Below are 23331 nucleotides of genomic sequence, written 5' to 3'. Positions count from 1 at the left end.
AAACGCCACTTGACCACCGCCGGAGCCGCCCTTAGCTTGTATTTCATCAGTGTTGAATTACAGGGAGGACGCCCATGGCATCCGCGATCGAGGTCGCCGACCTCGTCGTACACCGGGGGGCCAGGCCGGTGCTGCACGGCCTGAGCTGCACGATCCCGGAGGGCAGCGTGACCGGCCTGCTCGGGCCGTCGGGCAGCGGCAAGACGACGCTGATGCGCGCGATCGTCGGCGTGCAGGTGGTGAAGTCGGGCACGGTGACCGTGCTCGGCCGCCCGGCCGGCGACGCGCAGCTGCGCAAGCAGATCGGCTACCTCACCCAGGCCCCCAGCGTGTACGCCGACCTGACCGTCCGCGAGAACGCCCGCTACTTCGCCGCGCTCTACGGGCTGAGCGCATCCGAGGCCGACGCGGCCGTGCGCGACGTGGGCCTGGCCGCGGCCGCGGGGCAGCTGGTCGGGAACCTGTCCGGCGGGCAGCGCAGCCGGGCCTCGCTGGCGTGCGCGGTCGTCGGGCGGCCGAAGGTGCTGATCCTGGACGAGCCCACGGTCGGGCAGGACCCGGTGCTGCGCGACGAGCTGTGGGCGCAGTTCCGCGACATGGCGCAGGCCGGTTCGACGCTGGTGGTGTCGAGCCACGTGATGGACGAGGCGAACCGGTGCGACCGGCTGCTGCTGATCCGCGAGGGCGCGCTGATCGCCGACGACACCCCCGCCGCGGTCAAGGCCGCCGCCGGCACGGACGACCTGGACCAGGCCTTCCTCACCCTGATCCGGCGCCAGGAGCCGGCCGTGCCCGGCCCGCGCGCCGGCGAGTCCGCGAGCGAGGTCCCGGCATGATCCTGCTGCACACCACGGGCCGCATCCTGCGCCAGCTGCGCCACGACCGGCGCACCGTGGCGATGCTGGTGGCGGTGCCGACGCTGCTGCTCACCCTGCTCTACTTTATGTACCAGGAGCAGGAGTTCGTCTTCGACCGGATCGCCCTGATCATGCTGGGCGTCTTCCCGTTCATCATCATGTTCCTGATCACCAGCATCGCGATGCAGCGCGAGCGCACCACCGGCACGCTGGAGCGCCTGCTGACCACGCCGCTGCGCAAGACCGACCTGCTGTTCGGGTACGGCCTGGCGTTCGGGGTGGCCGCCGCGGTGCAGGCGTCGCTGGCCGCCGCGCTGGCGTACCTGCTGCTCGATCTGGACACGCAGGGTGGTGCGGGTTACGTCATCATGATCGCCGTGGCGAACGCCGTGCTGGGCATGGCGCTGGGCCTGCTGGCCAGCGCGTTCGCCAAGACGGAGTTCCAGGCGGTGCAGTTCATGCCGGTGCTCGCGGTGCCGCAGCTGCTGCTGTGCGGGCTGTTCGTGCAGCGTGACCAGATGGCGGGCTGGCTGCAGGCGCTCAGCGACGTCATGCCGCTGACGTATGCCGTCGAGGCGCTGCAGGAGGTCGGCGCGCACGCCGAGCCGACCGGCACCATGTGGCGCGACTTCGCGATCGTGGCCGGGGCGGTGGTGGTCTCGCTGGCCGCCGCGGCGGGCACGCTCCGGCGGCGTACCCCCTGATCGGCTGAGACGGTCCGGTCCGGGAGAATCACCGGGACGGACCTGTCCGTGCGCCGGCGCGGCCACGCCAGTGGCCCGCCGGCGCACGAGCCGTGGGGAAGGACCAGATGAAGCGCATCCGCACCGGGCGCCGGCCGGGCAATCCCGACACCCGCGAGGCCATCGTGGCCGCGGCGCGGCGGCTGTTCGTGGAGAAGGGCTTCGACGCGGCGACGATGCGTGCCATCGCGGCCGAGGCGCAGGTCGATCCGGCCCTGGTGCACCACTACTTCGGGACGAAGGAGCAGCTCTTCGTCACGGTGATGCAGTTCCCGATGGCACCGTCCGAGATGATCGGCGAGGTCACCGCGGGCGGGGCCGAACAGGCCGGGATGCGGCTGGTACGGCTGTTCGTGACGATCTGGGACTCGCCGGTGGGCGCCATCGGGGTCTCCGTGATCCGCACCGCGATGAGCAACGACCTCAGCATGAAGCTGCTGCGCGAGTTCCTGACCACGCAGGTGCTGCGCCGGGTGGTCGCCGACCTGGGGCTCGACCCGGCGCAGGCGCCGCTGCGCGCGTCGCTGGTGGCCAGCCAGATCGCCGGGCTGGCCATGATGCGCTACCTCATGAAGCTCGAGCCGCTGGCCTCGCTGCCGCCCGAGCAGGTGGTCGCCGCGGTCGGCCCCACCCTGCAGCGCTACCTCACCGGCGAGCTGGACGGCTCCGGCTCCGCGGCCGCGTAGTCGTCCGCGTCGACCTCGGTCAGGTGCCCGGCGGGGCACTCCAGCCGCACCTCGGCCACGTCCATGCGGTAGAGCCGGAAGCCGCGGCCCACGTCGAGCAGGTCGCTGACCGGGTTGACCGCGGCGAACTCCAGCGCCGCCGCCCTGGCCTCGATGTCCTCCAGCGCGGTGGCCCAGCCGGAGATCCACACCCGGGCATCGCGCACCTCGCCCACGGCGAGCACCACCGCGGTGTCGTCGCCCTCGCGCGGGGTCAGCGCGCCGTCCAGCCGGCCGCCTTCGCGGCACAGCAGCAGCGGCCGTCCTGCCTGGTCGGTCGCGTGGCGCACCCGGTACGGGCTGGAGTGGTACGGGACCTGCGCGACACCGGGCAGGCGGCCCGCGGCAAGGGTCCGGGCGATCTGGGCGGGGTGCGGCACGGCATACCTCCAACGTCGGTTAGGCTTACCTTCGTTAGGTGAGCCTAACCTATAACCGTTGGACGTTGGAGGCACCCTCGTGAACCAAGCGCGGCCCAAGGCGAAGCTGTCCCGGGCGCTCGGCATCCCGCTGACCCGCAAGTGCGTCAAGTACTTCGAGCGCCGGCCCTTCCCGCCGGGCGTGCACGGCCGCGCCCGCAAAAAGCCCTCCGACTACCAGGTCCGGCTGCTGGAGAAGCAGCGCCTGCGCCACCAGTACTTCATCAGCGAGACCCAGCTGCGCAACCAGTTCGACAAGGCGGCCCGCGGCGCGGGCAAGACCGGGGAGAGCCTGCTCATCGCCCTGGAGTGCCGCCTCGACGCGCTCGTGCTGCGCGCCGGCTTCGCCCGCACGATCTACCAGGCCCGCCAGGCCGTCGCGCACGGCCACATCGCCGTCGACGGCCAGAAGGTCGACCGCCCGTCGTACCGCGTGAAGCCCTGGCAGGCCATCACGGTCCGCGACCGCAGCCGCACCAAGCCGCCGTTCCAGATCGCCGCCGCCGGCGCGCACATCGACGGCCCGACGGCCCCCTACCTAGAGGTCAGCCTGTCGGACCTCCGCGCCGTCCTCACCCGCGAGCCCCTCCGCGCCGAAATCCCCGTCATCTGCGACGAGCAACTCGTCGTCGAGTTCTACTCCCGCTAACCCGCCCCGCCGGCCCGCCACCCCGCCGCGCCGCCGGCCAAGATCGCGTCGATCTTGCGCGAAGTGTTAATGATATGTCCTATATGGGCGTGTCGCACCCACAGTTCATGCAAGATCGACGCGGGAGGGGGGCGGGCGGGGCGGGGTCAGCGGGTTTGTTCCAGCCAGCTGGCGTAGAGCTTGGCGTAGATGGAGTTTTCCTGGGTCAGGAGGGTTTCGTGGGGGCCGCGTTGGACTACGACGCCCTTGTCTACGACGAGGACCTCGTCGGCGGACTGGGCGGTGGAGAGGCGGTGGGCGATGGCGACCGTGGTGCGGCCGCGGGTGACCGCGTCGAGGGTGCGCTGGAGGCGGACCTCGGTGGCGGGGTCCACGGCGCTGGTGGCCTCGTCGAGGACGAGCAGGTCGGGGTCGGCTACGTAGGCGCGGACCAGGGCGACGAGCTGGCGCTCGCCGACGCTGAGGGCCTCGCCGCGTTCGCCGACGGGGGTTTCGAGGCCGTGGGCCAGGCCCTGGACCCAGTCGTGCAGGCCCAGGTCGGTGAAGGCGCGGGCCAGGTCCTCGTCGGACAGGTCGGGCTTGGCGAAGCGGACGTTCTCGGCGATGGTCGCGTCGAAGAGGAAGCCGTCCTGCGGGACCATCACCACGCGGCTGCGCAGTGAGCTGAAGCGCACGTCGGTGAGCGGGGTGCCGGACAGCAGCACCCGGCCCTCGGACGGGTCCATCAGGCGGGTCAGCAGCTTGGCGAACGTGGTCTTGCCGCTGCCGGTCTCGCCGACCACGGCGACCTTGGTCTTGGCCGCGATGTCGAGATGCACGTCGTGCAGCACCCGTGGGCCGGGCGCGCCGTCCACCGGGTAGCTGAAGCTGACGTGATCGAAGCTGACGTCCAGCGGGCCGGGCGGGAGGTCGACGCCGTGCTCGGCCGGGTCGGCCACGTCGGGCTGAAGGTCGGCCACGTCGAGCAGCCGCCGCCAGCCCGCGACGGCGTTCTGCGCCTCGTTGAGCACCTCGGTGGCGATCTGCACGGGCTGGATGAACAGGGTGACCAGGAACAGGTACGCCGTCATCTCGCCGAGCGTGATCTGCCCGGCCACGCCGAGCTTGACCCCGACGACCACCACCGCGGCCAGCGCCACCGCCGCCGCGATCTCGCCGGTGGAGAAGCTGGTCACGCTGATGCTCAGGGCGCGGCGCTGGGCCCGCTGGTAGTCGTCGATGGTCTCGGACAGCTTCGCGCCGCTGCGCGCCGAGATGCCGTACGCCCGGATCACCGGGGCGCCGACCACGGACTCCGAGATGGCGCCCAGCATGACGCCGATGCGCCGGCGGCTCACCTGGTACGCCTCGGCGAGCCGCTTCTGGAACGCCTTGATCACGATCACCGCGGGCACGAACGCGGCCAGCACCACCAGCGTGAGCTGCCACGAGTAGACGGCCATGACGATGGTGGTGACCACCAGCTGGCCGCCGTTGACCATGAGGATCACGCCACCCCACTGGATGAACTGCGTGATCGAGTCGACGTCGCTGGTCACCCGGGACACCATGGTGCCGCGCCGCTCCGACTGCTGGTGCAGCATCGACAGGTCGTGGATGTGGCGGAAGGTGCGCACCCGGATGTTGGCCAGCGCGGTCTCGCTGACCGTGAACAGCCGCCGCATCATGAGGTAGCCGCAGGTCGTGGTGATCACCAGGATCGCCGCGGTGATCGCGACGACGGTGGCCACGACGCCCATGTCCAGGTGGCCGGTCTGCACGCCCAGGCCCTTGTCGATGCCCTGCTGCACGGCGACCGGCACCGCCGCCCGCCCGATCATCGCGATCAGCGCCAGGCCCAGCGTGCCCGCCAGGCCCGCCTTCAGCTCCGGCGACATCGCGAACCCGCGCCGGAACGTCGCCCACGCCGACTCGTGCCTGCCCTCCGAGATGGCCCCCGCGGTCACGCTGCCACTCCTCCCTCTACAGAGGTCTCCGCGTCGCCGTCGGCGTCGTAGACGTGCTCCCGCTCGCGTTCCTCCTCGGCCTTCTCGTACGCCGTGACCAGCTCGATGTAGCCGGGCACGCTCGCCAGCAGCTGCTCGTGCGTGCCGGACGCGACCACGCGACCGGACTCGATGTAGACGACCTCGTCGGCCAGCGCGATGGTGGCCCGGCGGTACGCCACCACCAGGATGGTCGTCGCCTGCGCCGCGCCGCGCAGGGAGGCGAGGATGCGGGCCTCCACCCGGGGGTCGACGGCGCTGGTCGCGTCGTCGAGCACCAGCAGCCGGGGCTGCCCGGCCAGCGCGCGGGCCAGCGTGAGCCGCTGGCGCTGGCCGCCCGACAGCGAGGTGCCCCGCTCGCCGAGCTGGGTGTCCAGCTCCTCGGGCAGCCGCGCGACGAACGTGTCGGCCTGCGCGGTGGCCAGCGCGTGGCGCACCCGGTCCTCGTCCACGCCGGGCCGGTCCAGCGCGACGTTGCCGCGCACGGTGTCGTCGAAGACGAACGCGATCTGCGGCACGAGCGCGACGGTGTCGGCCAGCGAGGCCGCGGTCAGCGTGCGCGCGTCGGCGGCGTCGAGGCTCACCTGCCCGCCGTCCGGGTCGAGCAGCCGCGCGGCGAGGGTGGCGATGGTGGACTTGCCGGAGCCGGTCGGCCCGACCAGCGCGACCGTCTTGCCGGCCGGCACGGTGAAGGTGACGTCGCGCAGCACCGGCTGGCCGGGCTCGTACGCGAAGTCGACGTGCTCGAAGCGCAGCTGGGCGGCGCCCGCGCCGGTGAGCGCCTCGGCGCCGTACGGCATCTGCCCGGTGGAGCGCAGCACCTGCTCGACGCGGTCCCAGCCGGCCACCGAGCGGGGCAGGTCGCCCAGCACCCAGCCGATGGCCCGCACCGGGAACGCCAGCACGGTGAACAGGAACGTCACCTGGACCAGCTGCTGCAGGTCGATCGCGCCCGCGTCGAGCCGCCACGCGCCGACCAGCAGCGCCAGCAGCGTGCCCAGGAACGGCAGCGACTCCATCAGCGGGTCGAACAGGCCACGCAGCCGCCCGACGCTGATCAGGGCGTCGCGCAGCTCGCCCGCGCGGCGTGCGAAGCGCTGCGTCTCCAGGTCCTCGCGGCCCATGGTCTTGACCACCAGCGCGCCGTCGAAGCTCTCGTGCGCGATCGCCGCGACCTCGGCCCGCATGTGCTGGGCGCGGGCCTGGCGGGGGGCCATCCGGCGGGAGAAGATCACGTTCATCACGAACAGCACCGGGAAGACGACCAGGCCGACCAGGGCCAGCGCCCAGTCGATGGCGAACAGCACGGTCACCGCGACGAACAGCATGAAGACGGTGCCCACCGCGAACGGCAGCGGCGCCACCGGGAACCAGGCGGCCTCGACGTCGGAGTTCGCGTTGGACAGCAGGGTGCCGGTGGGGTGGCGCTGGTGCCAGGACAGCGGCAGCTGCAGGTAGCGGCGGGTCACCTCGTGGCGGTAGCGGGCCTGCAGCGCGAACTGCATGAAGCCCGCGCCCAGTCGTCGGCCGAAGATGCCGAACACCCGGCCCACGCCCATGGCGATCAGCACCGTCGCGCACAGCGCGATCGCGCCGGTGGCGACGTCGCCGCCGGTGGTCGCCGGCGCGACCAGCGTGTCCACCACCCAGCCGACGACCAGCGCCTGGCCGATGACCAGCGCGCCGAACAGGCAGCTGCCCGTGACGGCCAGTGTGAACCGGCGCGGCTCGTCGCGGATCCCGCGCCACATCACCCGCGCGCCGCGGGCCAGCACGTCACGCCCGGTGATCTCGGGTTTGGCCCCGGCCTCTTCCCCTGCCAATGTCATCCCCGTTGCTCGGCTCGGTAAGTAATTAGCTTGGCTTCCTATCCTTACCGAAAGGAACTACCGCAGGCGAGCGGGTATGCCCTGTGCGGGGCGTCACACCTCCGGGCGGATACGTAGGATCGCCGACATGACCCGGTACGCCTTCGCCGAAAGGCTAGCGCTGGCCGACCTGATGGCGGAGGCCGGACCCGACGCGCCCACGCTGTGCGGCGACTGGACCGTGCGCGATCTGCTGGCCCACCTGGTGCTGCGCGAGCGGCGGCTGGACGCGGCGGCCGGCATCCTGATCAAGCGGCTGGCCGGGCGCACCGAGCGGGTGCAGCGCGAGATCGCGGCCGAGGACTTCGGCGCCCTGCTGGACAAGCTGCGCACCCCGCCCCGGTGGAGCCCGGCGGGGCTGGCGCCGCTGGACGAGCTGGTGAACCTGTCCGAGATGTTCGTGCACCACGAGGACGTACGCCGGGCGGTGCCGGGGTGGCTGCCGCGCAAGCTCGATCCGGGGCTCTCGGCGGCACTGTGGACGCAGGCCCGCCGCCGGGCGGCGCTGGTGCTGCGGCGCTATCCCGTGCAGGTGCGGGTGATCGCGCCGGGCCACGGCACGATGGTCACCGGACGGCCCGGCACCCAGCCGGTCAACCTCACCGGCGAGCCGGGCGAGCTGCTCATGTTCCTGTTCGGCCGGCAGGGGCACGCGCGGGCCAGCGTGGACGGGCCCGCCGCGCACACCGCCCGGCTGCGCGCCGCGCGGCTGGGCGCCTGAGCCTCCGGTCAGCGAAAGCCCACCCGGCCAGGGCAGAAAGATCTTCCCGAGGGGTTCCCACTACCCGTCAGCAGCATTACCCTTCGGTAACACCCAAGTTAAACGTGTCCCCCGTCACTCTTGCCTACCCCCAAGGCGGCCTGACTTATGACCATCAACGTGCCTTACCGGTCCATCCCGGACATGTTCCTGCAGCGCGTCGCCGCCTCCCCCGACGCGCGCGCCTTCGGCGCCCCCGACGCGAACGACGCGCCGGTCTGGTACACCTGGGCCCAGATCGCCGACCGAGCCAAGGCGATCGCCGCCGCCCTGACCACCCTCGGCGTCGGCCGCGAGGAGCGCGTCGCCATCCTGGCGAACACCCGCCTCGACTGGATCGTCGCGGACCTGGGCATCATGTGCTCGGGCGCGGCCACCACCACGGTCTACCCGACCACCGAGCCCGAGGACGCCTGCTTCATCGTGGCCGACTCCGGCTCCAAGGTGCTGATCGCCGAGAACCCGGCCCAGGCCGCGAAGATGAACCCGGCCGCGGTGCCGTCGCTGACCCACGTCATCCTGATCGACGGCGCGGCCGACCCCGCCGCGGCGATCCCCCAGCTCACCCTCGCCGAGCTGGAGCGGCGGGGCGCCGAGGTGCTGGCCGGGCAGCCGAGCCTGGTCGACGACCTGGTCGCCGCCATCGAGCCGGACGGCCTGGCCACCCTGATCTACACCTCCGGCACCACGGGCCGCCCGAAGGGCGTAGAGCTGCTGCACCGCGGCTGGTGCTGGGAGGGCGTGGCGCAGTCCGACGTGGGCGTGCTGCTCCCCAGCGACCTGCAGTTCCTCTGGCTGCCACTGTCGCACTCGTTCGGCAAGACGCTGATCTGCGGCATCATCCACGTGGGCGTGCCGACGTACGTCGACGGCCGGGTCGAGAAGATCATCGACAACCTGAGCCTGATCCGGCCGACGCTGATGTGCGCCGCGCCGCGCATCTTCGAGAAGGTCTACAACAAGGTCGTCACCCAGGCCACCTCGGCCGGCGGGCTCAAGGCGAAGATCTTCGCCTGGGCGCTGCGCACCGGCCGCGCGAAGGTCGCCCTGGAGCAGGCCGGCAAGCCGGTCCCCGGCGGGCTGATGCGCAAGTACGGCATCGCGCACAAGCTGGTGTTCAGCAAGCTGCACGCGCGTCTGGGCGGCAACATCCGCTACATGGTGTCCGGCTCGGCCGCGCTGTCCGTGCCGATCGCGGAGTTCTTCGCGGCGGCGGGCCTGCCCATCTCCGAGGGCTACGGCCTGACCGAGTCCAGCGCCGGCAACTTCGTCAACCGGCCCGGCCAGCTGAAGATCGGCACCGTCGGCCAGCCGCTGGGCGACCTGGAGGTGCGCATCGACACCGACGGCGAGGTGCTGCTGCGCGGCGCGCCGGTGATGCGCGGCTACCACAACCTGCCGGGCGAGACGGCGAGCGTGTTCACCGAGGACGGCTTCTTCCGCACCGGGGACATCGGCGAGCTGGACGCCGACGGCTTCCTCAAGATCACGGACCGCAAGAAGGACCTGGTCAAGACGTCCGGCGGCAAGTACATCGCGCCGAGCCACATCGAGGGGCTGTTCAAGGCGCTGTGCCCGTACACCTCGCAGGTGCTGGTCATCGGCAACGCCCGCAACTACTGCACGATGCTGGTGACCCTCGACCCCGAGGCGATCACCGGCTGGGCCGCGGGCACCTCGGTGGAGGGCCGCCCGTACGACGAGATCGTCGGCTCGGCCGAGGCCGCCGCCATGGTGCAGGGGCACGTGGACGAGCTGAACGCGAAGCTCAACCGCTGGGAGACCATCAAGAAGTTCACCATTCTGCCGCGCGACCTGACCATCGAGCACGGGGAGATCACCCCCTCGATGAAGCTGAAGCGACGCACGGTGGAGACCAATTTCTCGTCGGAAATCGAGAGAATGTACGAGGGTTCCCTCGTCGAAATCTGACCCGGCGGGGGCTGCTCGTTCCCACGAGTGAGGTACGCAGGGGCGGCCACAAGCCGCCCCTGCGTTTTTGTGCGCTCAGGCGATGAGGGCGGGCTCGCTCCACTGCGGGCGGCCGGTGCGGTCCAGGTCGTAGCGGGCGGCGGCGATGCGGCGGACGCCCTCCACCAGCTCGGGGACGGGCTGGGTGAACGGCAGCCGGATGAAGCGCTCCAGGGTGCCGTCCACGCCGAAGCGGGGACCGGGCGCCAGGCGCACGCCCAGCGGCTCCACCGCGCGCGCCAGCGCGCTGGACACCGGGCCGTCCAGCTCGGCCCACAGCGTCACGCCGCCCGACGGCACGGTGATCCGCCAGCTCGGCAGGTGTTCGCGTACGGCCTCGACCAGCGCGTCGCGCTGCGCGGCGAGCTGGGCGCGGCGGGCCGGGATCACCTCGCCGGAGCGGGCCAGCAGCCGGACCGCGACGAGCTGGTCCAGCACCGGGCCCGCGGTGTCGACGCCGACCCGGACCGCGGCCAGCCGCTGCACGATGGGCGCCGCGGCGCGGATCCAGCCGACCCGCAGCCCGCCCCAGAACGGCTTGCTCATGCCGCCGATGGTCAGCACCCGGCCGTGCCGGTCGAACGAGGCCACCGCGGGCGGCATCGGCTGGCCGTCCAGCGCCAGGTCCACGAACGACTCGTCGATGACCAGGTCGGTGCCGGTGCGCTGGGCGGTGGCGACGAGCTGCTCGCGCAGCGCCGGGGGCATCAGGTGCCCGGTCGGGTTGTGGAACTCGGGGATCAGATAGGCCAGGCTCGGCCGGGTCTGCCGCAGCGCGCCGAGCAGCAGCTCGGCGTCCCAGCCCGCCTCGTCCAGGCCGTGCGTGCTGATCCGGGCCCGCCGCCCGGCGAGCGCGGCCAGCGCGTTCGGGTAGGTCGGCGACTCGACCAGCACCGACGCGCCGACCGGCACCTGCAGCCGCAGGATCAGGTCCAGCGCGTGCAGCACGCCGTTCGTGATCATGATCTGCTCGGGGCTGGTGGCCAGGCCGCGCTCGGTGTAGTAGTCGGCGACGGCCTCGCGCAGCTCGGTGATGCCGCTCGGGTGGTAACCCGCCCCGGCCAGGTGGCGCGGCAGATCCTCGACCGCCTCCCGCGCCGCCGCCAGCATCGGCTCCGGCGCACCCATCGCGGCGCAGCTCAGGTCGATCAGGTCCAGGTCGTCGTCGGCCATCCACAGGCCGCTGCTGGCCACCCGGTGCCCGTTGGGCAGGGTGGTCCAGCTCCCGGCACCGCGGCGGCTGGTCAGGTGGCCGGTCTCGCGCAGCTCGCGGTACGCCGCGCTGACCGTGGTCCGGGAGATCTCCAGCGCCTCGGCCAGCTCGCGCTCGGCGGGCAGCCGCACACCCAGCGCCAGCCGGCCGTCGGCGAGCAGGCCGCGCACGGCCGAGGCCAGGGCGGCGTAGTCGGGGCTGCGACGGCGGGCGGGCAGCGCGTGCCAGCGCCCGAGCAGCCGGGCGAGCTGCGTGCCGCGTACCGAGACGGACATCCTGGCCTCCTGGTCCCCGAGCCCGGTAAGGCCACTCCTCCGGGATTGGCCCTTTCAAGCACTCCTATTGGCCTCCAGACTGGCAGACATGACAGGCGCAAGCAAGCCAGTGACGATGCCAATCGATGCGACCCAGCGCCGGGCCGCCCCGAGCCGCCGACCCGCCCCGATGCCGCTGCGCGAGCGGCTCCCCCGACGCCTGTTCCAGCTCTACGCCGGCCTGGCCGGCTACGGCCTGAGCATCAGCCTGATGCTGGCCGCGCACCTCGGCAACCAACCCTGGGACGTGCTGCACCAGGGCCTGGCGCACCGGACCGGCCTCAGCGTGGGCACCGTGCTGATCATCGTCGGCGCGCTGGTGCTGCTGTGCTGGATCCCGCTGCGCCAGCGGCCGGGCCTGGGCACCGTCTCCAACATCGTGGTGATCGGCCTGGTCGTGGACGCGGCCAACCAGGTGCTGCCGCAGCCCTCGCACATCGTGACCCGGTGGGCCTTCATGATCGGCGGCATCGTGCTCTGCGGCTTCGCCAGTGGCCTCTACATTGGAGCCAATCTCGGCCCCGGCCCGCGCGACGGGCTGATGACCGGGCTCGCCGCCCGCACCTGGTCGCTGCGCGGCTGGCGCACCGTGCTGGAGGTCGGCGTCGTGGCCACCGGCGCACTGCTCGGCGGCACCGTCGGCATCGGCACCGTCCTCTACGCGCTGGCCATCGGCCCGCTGGCGCAGTTCTTCCTGCCCATGCTCACCGTCGCGCCCCGCGCCCCGCGTACCCCCGCCGCCGTCGCCGAGCCCGCCCCGGCGTGACCGCGCCTTGATCGTCCGACTTGCCGGGCACTTGGGCGTATCTTGGCCCGCCTTTCGCCCGTCTGCCTGGCAAGTCGGACGATCACCATGGGACGCCGGGCGCGTCGAGCAGGGCAAATGTGGCTAAATGGGTTTTATTGGTACGGACACTTGACCCTGCCTGCCGGAGGCAACCGTGTTCGTGACCATGAAACGGCTGGCCGTAGCGTCTGCCGTGATTCTCTCCACGCTCGCCCAGGGCACGCCGGGGGCGGCCGCCCCTGACGTGACCGTTCTCTACACGGGCTTGAGCAACCCGCGCGGCCTCGCCTTCGACAACGACGGCGTGCTGTACGTCACCGAGGCCGGCCGCGGCGCCGACGGCGCGCCGAACCCGGTGTGCCTGCCACGCCCGCAGGGCATCGGCTGCCTCGGGGCGACCGGCGCGCTGGCCCGCCTCGACCGCGACGGCTCGCTCACCCGCGTGCTCACCGGCCTGCCCTCGCTGGCCGGCCCCGACGGCACCGAGGCGATCGGCCCGAACGACATCGCGTTCAACCGCCACGGCCGCAGCCTGCTCACCATCGGCCTGAGCGAGGCCCCCGCCAACCGTGACACGCTGCCCGACCCCGGCCGGGAGATGGGCCGCCTGCTGTCGGTGCGCCGGGACTTCAGCGGCGACTGGTACACGCTCAAGCTCAAGACCGAGCGCATCGCCGACATCGCGGGCTGGGAGGCGGCGCACAATCCCGACGGCGGCGAGCTGGACTCCAACGCGCAGTCGGTCGCCTTCGGGCGCGGCGGCGCGGCCGTGGCCGACGCGGGCGGCAACTCGCTGCTGTTCGTCACCCCGCAGGGCCAGGTCAGCACGCTGGCCGCGTTCGGTGACCGGCAGATGCCCGCGCCTCCCGCGTTCAACATGCCGGCCGGGACCATGCTGCCGATGCAGTCGGTGCCGATGGGCGTGGCTTACCGCGACGGCGCGTTCTACGTCGCCGAGCTGACCGGCCGCCCGTTCACGCAGGGCAGCGCCCGCATCTTCAAGGTCGTGCCCGGCCAGGAGCCCACGGTGTACGCCGAGGGCCTGACCACCGTCGTGGACATCGCGTTCGCCCCCAACGGCGACCTGTACGCGCTGGAGTTCACGCACACCTCGATGTTCGGCCCGAGCCGCGGCGTCGGCGCCCTGATGCGCATCAAGAAGGGCGGCGGCGCACCTGAGCTGATCCTCGACAAGGTGGACCACCCCGGCGGCATCGCGATCCGCGGCCGCAACGCCTACCTCACGACGGGCTCGGTCCGCCCCACCGACGGCGCCGTCATCAAGCTCCGCCTCCCCGCCTGACCCACCCCGGCCCCGCGCGGGCCGCTCCAAGATCGCGACGATCTTGCGTGAACTGTTAGGGATATGCCCGGAAGGGGCGTGTCGTCCCCACAGTTCACGCAAGATCGTCGCCGTTTAGGGGGTCGGGGCCGCGTCGGGGGTGACGTGGCGGGAGGCGACGAGCCAGCCTTCGGGCTCGGCGGGGGCGGGGGTGAGGACGTCTTCGCAGAGGCAGTGGCGGTGGAGGCGGGGGGTGCCGGCGGGGTCCACGGCGATGACCATGCCGTAGCACTTGACGTGGGCGGTGCCGTCGGGGCCGGGGGTCACCCAGACCATGCCGTGCCAGTGGCGGTGGGTCTCGCCGGAGGCGGCGAGGCGGGCGTGGGTCTGCTCGACGGCGGCGGCGAGGGCGGCGCGGCCGCGGACGGGCGCGTCGAGGCCGGGGGCGGTGAAGGTGCCGTCGGGGGTGAAGGTGCCGGCCCACTCCCGGGCGCGGCCGGAGTCGAGCAGGTGCATGTGGCGGGCGTAGAACTGCTGGACGGACAGGTAGAGGGCGGACGTGTCGGTGAGGTCGGGCAGGACGGTCGTGGCCATGTCGGTCTCCTTGAGATGGTGGTCGGTGCGGTCAGAGGATGGCCACGGCGCGGGTCCAGCCCGCTCCGGCACCCTTGATCTTGATGGGCAGGCAGGACACGGTGAAGCCGTACGGCTGCGGCAGCGCGTCCAGGTTGGCCAGCCGCTCGATCTGGCAGAACTCGCGGTCGCGGCCGGTGAAGTGGGCCGGCCAGAGCACGCCCTTGTCGCCGGTCTCCTTGAACCTGGCGAGCATCGCGCCGAACGGGGCGTCCAGGCTGAACGCGTCCGTGCCGATCACCCGGACGCCCTTGTCCAGCAGGAAGTTCGTGGCGCTCGCGTCGAGGCCGATGAACTCGGTGAAGTAGCGGGGAGTGCCCGCCCAGGCCGAGGCGCCGGTGTGCAGCAGGACGATGTCCAGCGGCTGGAGCTGGTAACCGATGCGGGCCAGCTCCGCGGCGAGGAAGTCCGCGTCGACCGTCGGGCCGGTCGCCGAGCGCAGGTCGAGGCAGACCGCGGGGCGGTGGAACCAGTCCAGCGGCATCTCGTCGATGTGCCGGGGCGTGCCGTAGCTCGCCTTGCTGCCGTAGTGCGACGGCGCGTCGATGTGGGTGCCGGTGTGCGTGGTGAGCTTGAGCGTGTCGACCGACAGCAGCTCGCCGTCGGGCAGCACGGCCGGGTCGAAGTCCACGCCGAAGTGGTGCTTCATCTCCTCGGCCATGTGCACCGCACCCTGGGCCGGGGTCATGATCTCGTGGAGCACCGGCTCCGGCTCCCAGGCGGCGGCGTCCACGGGCGTGGACAGGTCGATGAAGCGGCTGGCCGGGGCCGGTTTGTGGGCCGTGGCGCGGGCGCGCCGGGCCGTGGCTGTCTGCTGTGACATGTGGTGCTCCCGTCAGGATCGGAATCGTCGGTGACCGGCATGGGCCGGGCACGAAGGTGCGGCCGGGTGGCGCAGGTGTGCGGATGACGCGGTCAGGCGGGCGGGGCCGGGCGCGCGGCGCCCGCGGAGGCGTAGAGGTCCGTGCGCACCCGGCAGGCCGGGTTGCCGAAGGCGACCATCTTGGTGAGCTTGTGGCCGATGGGCGTGCGGTGCACGATCGAGGCCATCAGGTGGCGGCCCGCCTCGACCGCCTTGCTCCGGCTGCCGAGCATGCCCTTGGCCTGGATGTGCTGGAACTTCAGCACCTTGCGGATGTCGGCGGTGCGCGGCGCGGTGTAGTCGGCCAGCGCCGCCGCGTCCACGGGACCGCTGCGGCGCAGCGCCTTCAGCAGCACCGGGTGCGCCAGCACCGCGTCCTGCAGGGCCAGGTTCAGGCCCTGCGCGCCCAGCGGGCTGTGCGTGTGCGCGGCGTCGCCGATGAGCAGCAGGCCGTCGCGCGCCCACTCCCGGGCGGTGCCCGCGAACACGTCCAGCAGGCTCAGGTCGGTCAGGCCGCGCACGCGCTCGTAGATGCGCCCGGCGTACTCCGGGGCGGCCTGGCAGAGCTGGTCGCGGAACTCGGTGAACGGCCGGGCCGCGAACGCCCGGTAGCCGCCGTGCGGCAGCGCCCAGCCCAGCTGCACGCCCTCCGGGTACGAGCTGTAGCTGAGCAGCATGCGGCCGCCCCCGCCCCGGATGGTCACGTCGCGCAGCGGCTCGCCGGTCGCGGGCAGCTTGAACCAGAGCAGGTCGAAGGTGAACACGTCGCGCCGGTCGTACGGGATGCCGGACAGCTGGCGGGTCTTGGAGTAGCGCCCGTCCGCACCGACCACGCAGCGCGCCCGGACGTTGCGGGTGCCGCGCGGGCCGGACACGACCGCCCCGCGCACCGCGCCGCCGTCGCGCACCAGGTCGGTGACGCGGGTGCCGGCCAGATAGCGGAACGCGGGCTCCCGCCGGCACGCGGCCAGCAGCTCCTCCAGGATGTTCTGCTGCGGCACACTGAGCATGTAGTTGTACGGCCCCGGCATCGCCTTGTAGTCCACGCCCAGGATCGCCTTGCCGCCGCTGAGCAGCTGGAACCGGTCGTGCACGTGGCTGCCCCGGTTGCGGGCGGCCTGGAGCACGCCCAGCTCCTCCAGCACCGCGAGCCCGCCCGGTTGCAGGATCTCGCCGCGGAACGCGCGCTCGAAGCTCGACGACTTCTCCACCACCGTCACGTCCACGCCGGAGCGGGCGAGCAGCAGCGCGAGCGCCAGCCCGGCCGGCCCCCCGCCGATGACGCAGACGTCGGTGAGGACGTCGCTGTCCCTGTCAGCCAACGGATGCCTCCTCGATCGGACCTCGCGCCCGGTCGTGCTCGGTGATGCCGGTGACCAGCGAGGTGTCATGGGTGCCCGCGATGAACCGCGGGTGGTCGAGCACCGCGAGCAGGAAGTCGCGGTTGGTGGCCAGGCCCGGCCCGGCGGCGTGGAACTCGCCCAGCGCCCGCCGCATGCGCTCCAGCGCCTGCGGCCGGTCCGGGGCCCAGACCACGACCTTGGCCAGCAGCGGGTCGTACGCCGGAGACACCCGCCCGCCCTGGTAGGCGTCGGTGTCCACGCGGACGAACGGCCCGCCGGGCAGCCGCAGCTCGGTGATCCGGCCCGGCGCCGGCACGAAGCCGCGCGCCGGGTCCTCGGCGTTGACCCGGCACTCGATCGCCGCGCCGCGCGCCGCCAGCTCGTCCTGGCGCAGCGTGAGCCGCTCCCCCGCGGCGACCAGCAGCTGCTCGCGGACCAGGTCGACGCCGTGGGTCAGCTCGGTCACCGGGTGCTCGACCTGGATCCGGCAGTTGACCTCCATGAAGTGGAAGCCGCCGTCGCCGTCGACCAGGAACTCGAACGTGCCCGCACCGACGTAGCCGGCGGCGAGCGCGCCGCGCAGGGCCGCCTCGCCCATCCGCCGGACCAGGTCGTCCGGCAGCCCCGGGGCGGGCGTCTCCTCGATGATCTTCTGGCGGCGGCGCTGGGCGGAGCAGTCGCGCAGGCCCAGGTACACGCCGTCGCCGTACTGGTCGCAGAGGATCTGCACCTCGACGTGGCGCGCGGCGGGCAGGTAGCGCTCCAGGTAGAGCCGGTCGTCGCCGAACAGCGACTGGGCCGCGGCCCGGACCTCGCGGAACCGCCCGACCAGGTCCCCGGGTTCGTGCACGACCTGCATACCTCGGCCGCCACCGCCCGCCACCGCCTTGACGATGACGGGGTAGCCGATCTCGCCGGCGAGCCGGGCCGCCACGTCCGGGCAGCCCACCGGCCCGTCGCTGCCGGGCAGCATGGGCAGCCCGGCGGCGGCCATCGCAGCGCGCGCGGCGGCCTTGTCGCCCAGCCGCTCGATCACCGGCGCGGGCGGGCCGACGAAGGTGATGCCGAGCGACTCGCACGCCTCGGCGAAGTCGGGCACCTCGGACAGGAAGCCGTAGCCGGGGTGCACCGCGTCGGCGCCGGTGCGCCGGGCCGCCTCCAGGATCGCGGACATGTTCAGGTAGCTGGAGCGCGCCGGGCCGGGCCCGATGCACACGGCCTCGTCCGCCATGCCCACCACCGGGGCGGCGCGGTCCTCGGTGGAGTAGACGGCCACCACGCGCAACCCCAGCTCGCGGCAGGTACGGGCGACGCGCAGCGCGATCTCGCCCCGGTTGGCGACCAGCACGGTGGTGAACACGGCGGCCCCCTCAGTGCCCGGTCGCCGGGGCGAGGGTGAGCAGGCGGTCGCCGTACTCCACGGACGTGCCGTCGGCCACGTGCACCGCGACGACCTGCCCGTCGTGCTCGGCCTCGACGGGGATCATCAGCTTCATCACCTCGATGATCGCGACCTGCTGGCCGCGCCGGACGTGGTCGCCCTCGGCCACGAACGGGGGCGTGCCCGGCTCCGCCGCGCGGTAGAAGGTGCCCACGGTGGTCGCGCAGACGTCGATCCCGGCCGGTGCGGCGGTCTCGGTGGTGACCACCGCCGCGGCGGCCGTGGTCACCGTCGCGCCGCCCGGCGCGGCGGGCAGTGCCGCCGCGGGCGGCTGGGCGACGGCTGCCAGCGCGGCCGCGGCCGCCTGGACCGCGTCGGCCGCGGGCGGCGCGGGGTGCTCGTCGGGCCACTCCAGCTCGACGACCACCTCACCGGCCCGGATGCGCAGCGCGCGGGGCGGCTTGTCCACCCCGGACAGCAGGCGCTGGGCGCTGCGGCGTACGTCGTCGAGGTCGTCGGCGACGGTGCGGGCCGGCTCGGCGAGCGGGGCGTGCAGCGGGCAGGCGTCGGCGGTGTCCACCGGGATCGGTGGCACGCGCAGAGACGGATCCAGCAGACCGGTCACCGGAAACCTCCTTCGGTCGGGATCAGAACGGCCTGTTCGGGCCGGTGGGAGCTGCCGAAGCGGCGGAAGCGGGCACGCCGCTGCGCGACCAGGCGGCTCTGGTCGAGCCCCGCGAGATCGGCCAGCTCGGCGTGTACGGCTGCGCGCAGCGCGGCGGCCGCGGCGGCGTGGTCGGCCTCGGCGCCGCCCGGCGGCTCCGGGATCACCGCCTCGACCACGCCCAGCTCCAGCAGGGAACGGGCGTCCACGCGCAGCGCCTGGGCGGCGGCGGGCGCCGCGGCGGCGTCGCGCCACAGGATCGCCGCGCAGCCCTCGGGGCTGATGACGGTGTAGACGCCGTTCTCCATGATCAGTACGCGGTCGGCGACGGCGATGCCGAGCGCTCCGCCGCTGCACCCCTCGCCGGTGATCACGGTGACCACCGGGACGGGCAGGCCGCCCATCAGGCGCAGGTTCTCCGCGATCGCGGTGGCCTGGCCCTGCTCCTCGGCGTCCACGCCCGGGTACGCCCCCGGCGTGTCCACCAGCGTCAGCACCGGCAGCCCCCACTTGGCGGCCAGCCGCAGCAGCCGCGCGGCCTTGCGGTAGCCGGCCGGGCCGGGCATGCCGTAGTTGTGCGCGGCCAGGTCGCGCGTGGTGTGGCCCTTCTCGTGGCCGATCACGACCAGCGGTGTGCCGCCCAGCCGGCCGACCCCGCCGATGATCGCCGGGCAGTCGCCGCCGACCCGGTCGCCGCGCAGCTCCTCGAAGTCGTCGAGGATCATGCTCAGGTAGTCCGAGGTGGTGGGCCGGTTCACGTTGCGGGCCCGGCGCACCGCCTCCCAGGCGGGCCGCTCCGGCAGCAGCGCCGGGTCGCGGATCACCGCGGCGGGCGGCTGCGGCGGGGCGGGCGGCAGGGCGTCGCGCCGGGCGCCGATCGCCAGCAGGCGGCCGATGCGGTGGCGCAGCGCCGGGCGCGGGCAGATCAGGTCGAGGAAGCCGCGTTCCAGCAGGAACTCGGCGGTCTGGAAGCCGGCGGGCAGCTCCTGGCGGATGGTCTGCTTGATCACCCGGGGCCCGGCGAAGCCGAGCCGTGCGCCGGGTTCGGCGACCACGACGTCGCCGAGCATCGCGAACGAGGCCGCCACCCCGCCGTACGTGGGGTCGGTGACCAGGCACACCGTGGGCAGCCCCGCCTCGTCGAGCTGGTGCAGCGCCTGGGCGGTCTTGGCCATCTGCATCAGGCCGATGACGCCCTCCTGCATGCGCACCCCGCCCGACGCGGTGACCAGCAGCAGCGGCAGCCGCTGGGCCAGCGCCGTCTCCGCCGCGACCGTGATCAGCTCGCCGACCGCGCCGGACAGGCTGCCGCCCATGAACCGGAAGTCCATCACCGCCGCGATCGCGGGGGTGCCGGTCATCCGCAGGCGGCAGCAGACCACCGCCTCGGGCAGCCCGGTGGCGTGCCGGGCGTCGGCGATGCGCTGCGGGTAGGGCTTGTCGTCGACGAAGCGCAGCGGGTCCGCGGCGTCGGTGCCGAGGTCGAGCAGCTCCACCGAGCCCGGGTCGGCGAGCAGCGCCAGCCGGTCGTACGCGGACAGCGGCCGGCAGTGCCCGCACTGCGGGCAGATGCCGTGGCTGCGGGCCAGCCGCTTGCCGTACACCACCGCCTGGCACCCCGCGCAGGACACCCACGGCGCCTCCGGCCCGGCCGGACCGGGCAGCGCGCCCGGTCCGGCCAGATCCCCGGTCACGACAGTGCCCCGGCCCGGGTGGAGCTGACCAGGTCGATCAGCTGTCCGGGTGTGCTCACCGCCAGCACCGCGTCGTCGGGCAGGCGGATGCTCAGCTCACGCTGCAGCCGTGCGGTCGCCTCCAGCAGCGCCAGGGAGTCATACCCCAGGTCGGCGAAGCTGGTGGCGGCGATGTCCCCGTCCAGGTCCACTCTCTCGTCCGCCCCGGCGACATCCCGCAGGATGCGCCGCACGTCCTCGATGGTGAAGTCGGTCATGACGCGCTCCCTTCCACTTCGGATCGGACATGTCGGTCAGCGCACGGCGACGGGGGCGTGCTCGCCCACCGCGTCGTACAGGTCGTGCTCCGGCACGGCCAGCCCGGCCAGCTTCATGACCTGCTCCCGGAAGCCCGGCGTCTGCACGGCCTTGGCGTGCGCGGCCGCGTCGGCCCACTGCGCGGTCTCGATGAAGACCTCCGGCTGGCGGCGCGAGCGGTAGAGCTGGCGGCCGATGAAGCCCGGCTGGGCCTGCATGTACGCGGAGATCTCGTCGAGCACCTGCTCGAACCGGGCGACGTCGCCGTTGACGGTGATCTTGTTGATGAACGTGACCATGTGGTCGCTCCTCTCGGACGCGGCGCGGTGCCGCTCGTGTACGTGGGTGCGCACGTCCCGGCGGCGGGCTTTGCCGTTGGGCGAGCGCGGGATCTCCCGGACCAGCTCGATGCCGTGCAGGTGCTGGTACTCGGGCAGGCCGGCGTTGACGAACGCGGTGATCTGCTCGGCGGCGACGTCCTCGTCGTCGGTGACGACCAGGGCGTAGGCGACCGCGCCGCGGTACTCGTGCGGCATGTCGACGACCATGCAGTCGGTGACCGCCGGGTGGCGCATGATGACGCGCTCCAGCTCGACCGGCGACACCAGCCAGTTGTCGCACTTGAAGACGTCCTTGAGCCGGTCGACCAGGAACAGGGTGCCCTCGTCGTCGAGGCGGCCCACGTCCCCGGTGTCGAACCAGCCCTCGGCGTCGAACGGGCGCCCGATCCCGTCCGGCGTCAGGTAGCCCGCCATCAGCTGCGGGCCGCGCACCTGCACCTCGCCGGGGGTGCCCGCGGGCAGCGGCTGCCGGGAGTCCAGGTCGACGACCCGGCACTCGGTGGCGGCGACCGGCCCGCCCACCGAACCCGCCGACGGCCGGTCGATCCGGTCACAGTGGGTCAGCGGCGCGGTCTCGGCCAGGCCGTACCCCTGGATGACCGGCACGCCGAGCCCGGCGCAGAGCCGGGCCGCCGCGGCCGGGGCCAGGGCCGAGCCGCCGGACAGCACCGCCCGTACCCCCGGCATGCGCCAGGTGGGCAGGCGCGGGTCCGCGGCCATCCGGGCCAGCCGCACCGGCAGGCTGTAGAAGTGCGTCGCACCGGACCGGGCGGCCGTCGCGACGGCCTGCGCCGGGTCCGCGTCCGGGCACAGCACCTGGGTCGCCGCGGCATGGACCGCGGAGTTCAGGTGCATCGGGTGGTATGTCGGCAGGTGGTTGAGCGTGACCGACTCCGGCCCGAGCCCGTGCACCTGCGCCACCTGCGCCGCGTTGTAGACGAGGTTGCGGTGGGTGAGCAGCACGGCCTTGGGGCGCCCGGTGGTGCCGCTGGTGAACTGCAGCACCGCCACGTCGTCCGGGTCGTGCGGCACGGCCGGGAAGCGCGCGGCCTGCCCGGCCCGGCCGCCCGCCGGCACGCAGTGCTCGCCGGGCCGGTCCAGGTAGTACACGTGGGCCAGGTCCGGCAGGTCCAGCCGGATGCGCTCCAGCCGGTCGGCCATGTCGGCCACCCCGATCAGCACCCGCACCCGGGCCAGCTCCAGCGCGTACGCCAGCTCCTCCGCGCCCTGCAGCGGGTTGATCACGGCGCACACGTGGCCCGCGCGCACCGTGCCGTAGTAGGCGATCGCGAACGACGGGTGCAGCGCCGCCGCGACACCGACCACGGCGCCCGGCAGGCCGCCCGCGCCGCCGCCCGGGGGCAGCAGCGCGGACAGCTTCGCGGCGAACGCGTCGGCGGCCGCGTCCAGCTCACCGAAGGTGAGGGCACGGGAGCCGGTCTGGATCGCGCTGCGGTGCGGCGCGACCGCCGCGGCCCGGCGCAGCAGCCCGTCCAGGGTGCCGCCCGCGCGGGCGAGCACCCCTTCCAGCTCCCGCTCCTGCGCCGCCAGCGAGCCGGTGGCGGCCCTAGGCACGAGCCGGCTCCTCGGCGTACGCCTGCGCGTGGCGCAGCGTCTGCAGCGAGTTGGTGCTGAGCACCCGGCGCAGGTAGCGGCGCGCGTCGGCGACCGTGGTGCCGTCGCCGAGCAGGTCCAGCGCGGACGGCTTGATGGTGGCGGTGTGCCGCGCGGTCACCGTGACGCCCTCGGGCGTGTGCTGGAAGTGCCAGTGGCCGGTGTGCGCGTCCAGCAGCTTCGGCAGGCCGATCTGCTTGTAGATGATTTTGTGCGGCAGGCAGATGCGCACCGAGCGGGTGGTGTGCGCGCGGCCCTCCGGGGTGACCGTGTCCATGTCGAAGAACTGCACGCCCGGCTGGTCCTCGGTCATGTTCAGCGCGGTCACGTGCGGCACCCGCTCGGGCCACTTGTCGGCCGCGTAGAGGAACTCGTACACCTGCTGCGGCTGCCCGGCGATGAACAGCGGGTCCTCGAACTCGATGACCAGCTGCTCCAGCTCGCCCCACCGCTCGGCCAGCCCGCCCACCTTCGCGACGAGCGCGGCGGCCCCGTCGAGCTGCGCGGCGGCGGCGTCCGCGCCCTCGGCGCCCGGCGCCGCGGTGACCGTGATCGTCAGCTCCGCCTCGCACGACTTCTCGCCCTGCGGCGTGAACGTCCACTCGGTCCGGATCGACTGCAGCGGCGCGGCGCAGTCGGTCTGCTCGGTGACCACCCGCAGGTGCTGCTTGTCCACGGTGCGCCGGGTGGTCCACTGCCGGACCCCCTCGCCCTCCAGCGCCCACCAGCGCACCTGGCCGCCGTCGGGGTCCGGCTCGGCGTGCACGCCGTCGGGGAAGAACTGCGGCCAGTGCCGCAGGTCGTTGACGATCTCGAAGGCCACCGCGGCGGGCGCGGCCACCTCCGCGCGCTGCGTCTCGGTGTACACCTTGTTCTTGGACATCGGCGCTCCTCAAGCGAGCCGGGATGCTGGGATTTCGGCCGCACGC

21 protein-coding genes are annotated in these 23331 nt (G+C 73.2%); 8 read left to right on the top strand and 13 right to left on the bottom strand.

The window, feature by feature from the left end; translation table 11 throughout:
- Positions 1 to 74: 74 nt before the first annotated feature.
- The 3 genes from Cba03nite_RS02260 to Cba03nite_RS02250 all read left to right on the top strand — a co-directional run bounded on the left by Cba03nite_RS02260 (position 75) and on the right by Cba03nite_RS02250 (position 2286).
- On the top strand, positions 75 to 836 hold the full coding sequence (locus tag Cba03nite_RS02260; RefSeq protein WP_203741135.1) for an ABC transporter ATP-binding protein: 762 nt from the start codon (positions 75 to 77) through the stop codon (positions 834 to 836).
- A complete protein-coding gene (locus Cba03nite_RS02255) occupies positions 833 to 1561 on the top strand; it encodes an ABC transporter permease (RefSeq protein WP_203741134.1) in 729 nt (242 codons plus the stop codon). The genes Cba03nite_RS02260 and Cba03nite_RS02255 overlap by 4 nt, the downstream gene beginning before the upstream one ends.
- 107 nt (positions 1562 to 1668) lie before the next feature.
- A complete protein-coding gene (locus tag Cba03nite_RS02250; RefSeq protein WP_203741132.1) occupies positions 1669 to 2286 on the top strand; it encodes a TetR/AcrR family transcriptional regulator in 618 nt (205 codons plus the stop codon).
- On the opposite strand, the gene Cba03nite_RS02245 is transcribed toward Cba03nite_RS02250, so the two are convergent.
- Complete coding sequence (locus tag Cba03nite_RS02245) at positions 2241 to 2705, bottom strand: hypothetical protein (protein WP_203741130.1); 465 nt, start codon at positions 2703 to 2705, stop codon at positions 2241 to 2243. The two genes, Cba03nite_RS02250 and Cba03nite_RS02245, sit on opposite strands and share 46 nt — an antisense overlap.
- Before the next feature lie 79 nt (positions 2706 to 2784).
- Here Cba03nite_RS02245 and rpsD point away from each other — a divergent pair, with 79 nt between their 5' ends.
- On the top strand, positions 2785 to 3393 hold the full coding sequence (rpsD, locus tag Cba03nite_RS02240; RefSeq protein WP_203741128.1) for a 30S ribosomal protein S4: 609 nt from the start codon (positions 2785 to 2787) through the stop codon (positions 3391 to 3393).
- Between the two features lie 146 nt (positions 3394 to 3539).
- On the opposite strand, the gene Cba03nite_RS02235 is transcribed toward rpsD, so the two are convergent.
- Together Cba03nite_RS02235 and Cba03nite_RS02230 are read right to left on the bottom strand one after the other, a co-directional pair.
- Positions 3540 to 5270, bottom strand: a complete 1731-nt coding sequence (locus tag Cba03nite_RS02235; RefSeq protein ID WP_203741392.1) for an ABC transporter ATP-binding protein — start codon at positions 5268 to 5270, stop codon at positions 3540 to 3542.
- A gap of 65 nt (positions 5271 to 5335) precedes the next feature.
- Positions 5336 to 7129, bottom strand: a complete 1794-nt coding sequence (locus Cba03nite_RS02230) for an ABC transporter ATP-binding protein (RefSeq protein WP_203741385.1) — start codon at positions 7127 to 7129, stop codon at positions 5336 to 5338.
- Positions 7130 to 7334: 205 nt separating this feature from the next.
- Between Cba03nite_RS02230 and Cba03nite_RS02225 the strand changes: the two genes are divergently transcribed.
- Positions 7335 to 7967: a TIGR03085 family metal-binding protein gene (locus Cba03nite_RS02225; RefSeq protein ID WP_203741119.1), complete on the top strand. Its 633-nt coding sequence runs from the start codon at positions 7335 to 7337 to the stop codon at positions 7965 to 7967.
- A 147-nt stretch (positions 7968 to 8114) separates the two neighbouring features.
- Positions 8115 to 9938: an AMP-dependent synthetase/ligase gene (locus Cba03nite_RS02220; RefSeq protein ID WP_203741117.1), complete on the top strand. Its 1824-nt coding sequence runs from the start codon at positions 8115 to 8117 to the stop codon at positions 9936 to 9938.
- A gap of 75 nt (positions 9939 to 10013) precedes the next feature.
- Here Cba03nite_RS02220 and yczR read toward each other — a convergent pair whose 3' ends face one another.
- On the bottom strand, positions 10014 to 11465 hold the full coding sequence (gene yczR, locus Cba03nite_RS02215) for a MocR-like transcription factor YczR (RefSeq protein WP_203741109.1): 1452 nt from the start codon (positions 11463 to 11465) through the stop codon (positions 10014 to 10016).
- A gap of 115 nt (positions 11466 to 11580) precedes the next feature.
- Here yczR and yczE point away from each other — a divergent pair, with 115 nt between their 5' ends.
- The gene (gene yczE / locus Cba03nite_RS02210) at positions 11581 to 12270 is read left to right on the top strand and encodes a membrane protein YczE (protein ID WP_373315713.1); all 690 of its coding nucleotides are present in this window, start codon (positions 11581 to 11583) and stop codon (positions 12268 to 12270) included.
- A gap of 214 nt (positions 12271 to 12484) precedes the next feature.
- Positions 12485 to 13594, top strand: coding sequence for a ScyD/ScyE family protein (locus Cba03nite_RS02205; RefSeq protein ID WP_203741107.1), 1110 nt, complete (start codon positions 12485 to 12487; stop codon positions 13592 to 13594).
- 114 nt (positions 13595 to 13708) lie between these two features.
- Here Cba03nite_RS02205 and Cba03nite_RS02200 read toward each other — a convergent pair whose 3' ends face one another.
- The 9 genes from Cba03nite_RS02200 to Cba03nite_RS02160 form a co-directional block, all read right to left on the bottom strand.
- Positions 13709 to 14167, bottom strand: a complete 459-nt coding sequence (locus tag Cba03nite_RS02200) for a nuclear transport factor 2 family protein (RefSeq protein ID WP_203741105.1) — start codon at positions 14165 to 14167, stop codon at positions 13709 to 13711.
- Positions 14168 to 14198: 31 nt separating this feature from the next.
- Positions 14199 to 15029, bottom strand: coding sequence for a cyclase family protein (locus Cba03nite_RS02195; protein WP_203741103.1), 831 nt, complete (start codon positions 15027 to 15029; stop codon positions 14199 to 14201).
- Between the two features lie 92 nt (positions 15030 to 15121).
- Positions 15122 to 16390 (bottom strand): FAD-dependent oxidoreductase, encoded by a 1269-nt coding sequence (locus tag Cba03nite_RS02190; RefSeq protein ID WP_203741101.1) that lies wholly within the window; start codon positions 16388 to 16390, stop codon positions 15122 to 15124.
- Positions 16383 to 17771 (bottom strand): acetyl-CoA carboxylase biotin carboxylase subunit, encoded by a 1389-nt coding sequence (locus Cba03nite_RS02185; RefSeq protein WP_203741099.1) that lies wholly within the window; start codon positions 17769 to 17771, stop codon positions 16383 to 16385. The genes Cba03nite_RS02190 and Cba03nite_RS02185 overlap by 8 nt, the downstream gene beginning before the upstream one ends.
- Positions 17772 to 17781: 10 nt before the next feature.
- On the bottom strand, positions 17782 to 18417 hold the full coding sequence (locus tag Cba03nite_RS02180; RefSeq protein ID WP_239125397.1) for an acetyl-CoA carboxylase biotin carboxyl carrier protein: 636 nt from the start codon (positions 18415 to 18417) through the stop codon (positions 17782 to 17784).
- Complete coding sequence (gene accA, locus Cba03nite_RS02175) at positions 18414 to 20150, bottom strand: acetyl-CoA carboxylase carboxyl transferase subunit alpha (protein ID WP_346110803.1); 1737 nt, start codon at positions 20148 to 20150, stop codon at positions 18414 to 18416. Before accA ends, Cba03nite_RS02180 begins: the two co-directional genes overlap by 4 nt.
- Complete coding sequence (locus Cba03nite_RS02170; protein ID WP_203741097.1) at positions 20147 to 20407, bottom strand: acyl carrier protein; 261 nt, start codon at positions 20405 to 20407, stop codon at positions 20147 to 20149. The genes accA and Cba03nite_RS02170 overlap by 4 nt, the downstream gene beginning before the upstream one ends.
- A 36-nt stretch (positions 20408 to 20443) precedes the next feature.
- Positions 20444 to 22363 (bottom strand): AMP-binding protein, encoded by a 1920-nt coding sequence (locus tag Cba03nite_RS02165; protein WP_203741095.1) that lies wholly within the window; start codon positions 22361 to 22363, stop codon positions 20444 to 20446.
- Positions 22356 to 23285 carry an SRPBCC family protein gene (locus Cba03nite_RS02160; RefSeq protein WP_203741088.1) on the bottom strand — a complete coding sequence of 310 codons (930 nt, stop codon included), beginning with the start codon at positions 23283 to 23285 and terminating at the stop codon, positions 22356 to 22358. The genes Cba03nite_RS02165 and Cba03nite_RS02160 overlap by 8 nt, the downstream gene beginning before the upstream one ends.
- Positions 23286 to 23331 lie beyond the last annotated feature (46 nt).

This window comes from Catellatospora bangladeshensis (genome assembly GCF_016862575.1).
GTDB lineage: Bacteria > Actinomycetota > Actinomycetes > Mycobacteriales > Micromonosporaceae > Catellatospora > Catellatospora bangladeshensis.
The sequence above is the reverse complement of the archived record's forward strand: the minus strand, read 5'-3'. Positions and strand labels throughout refer to the sequence as shown.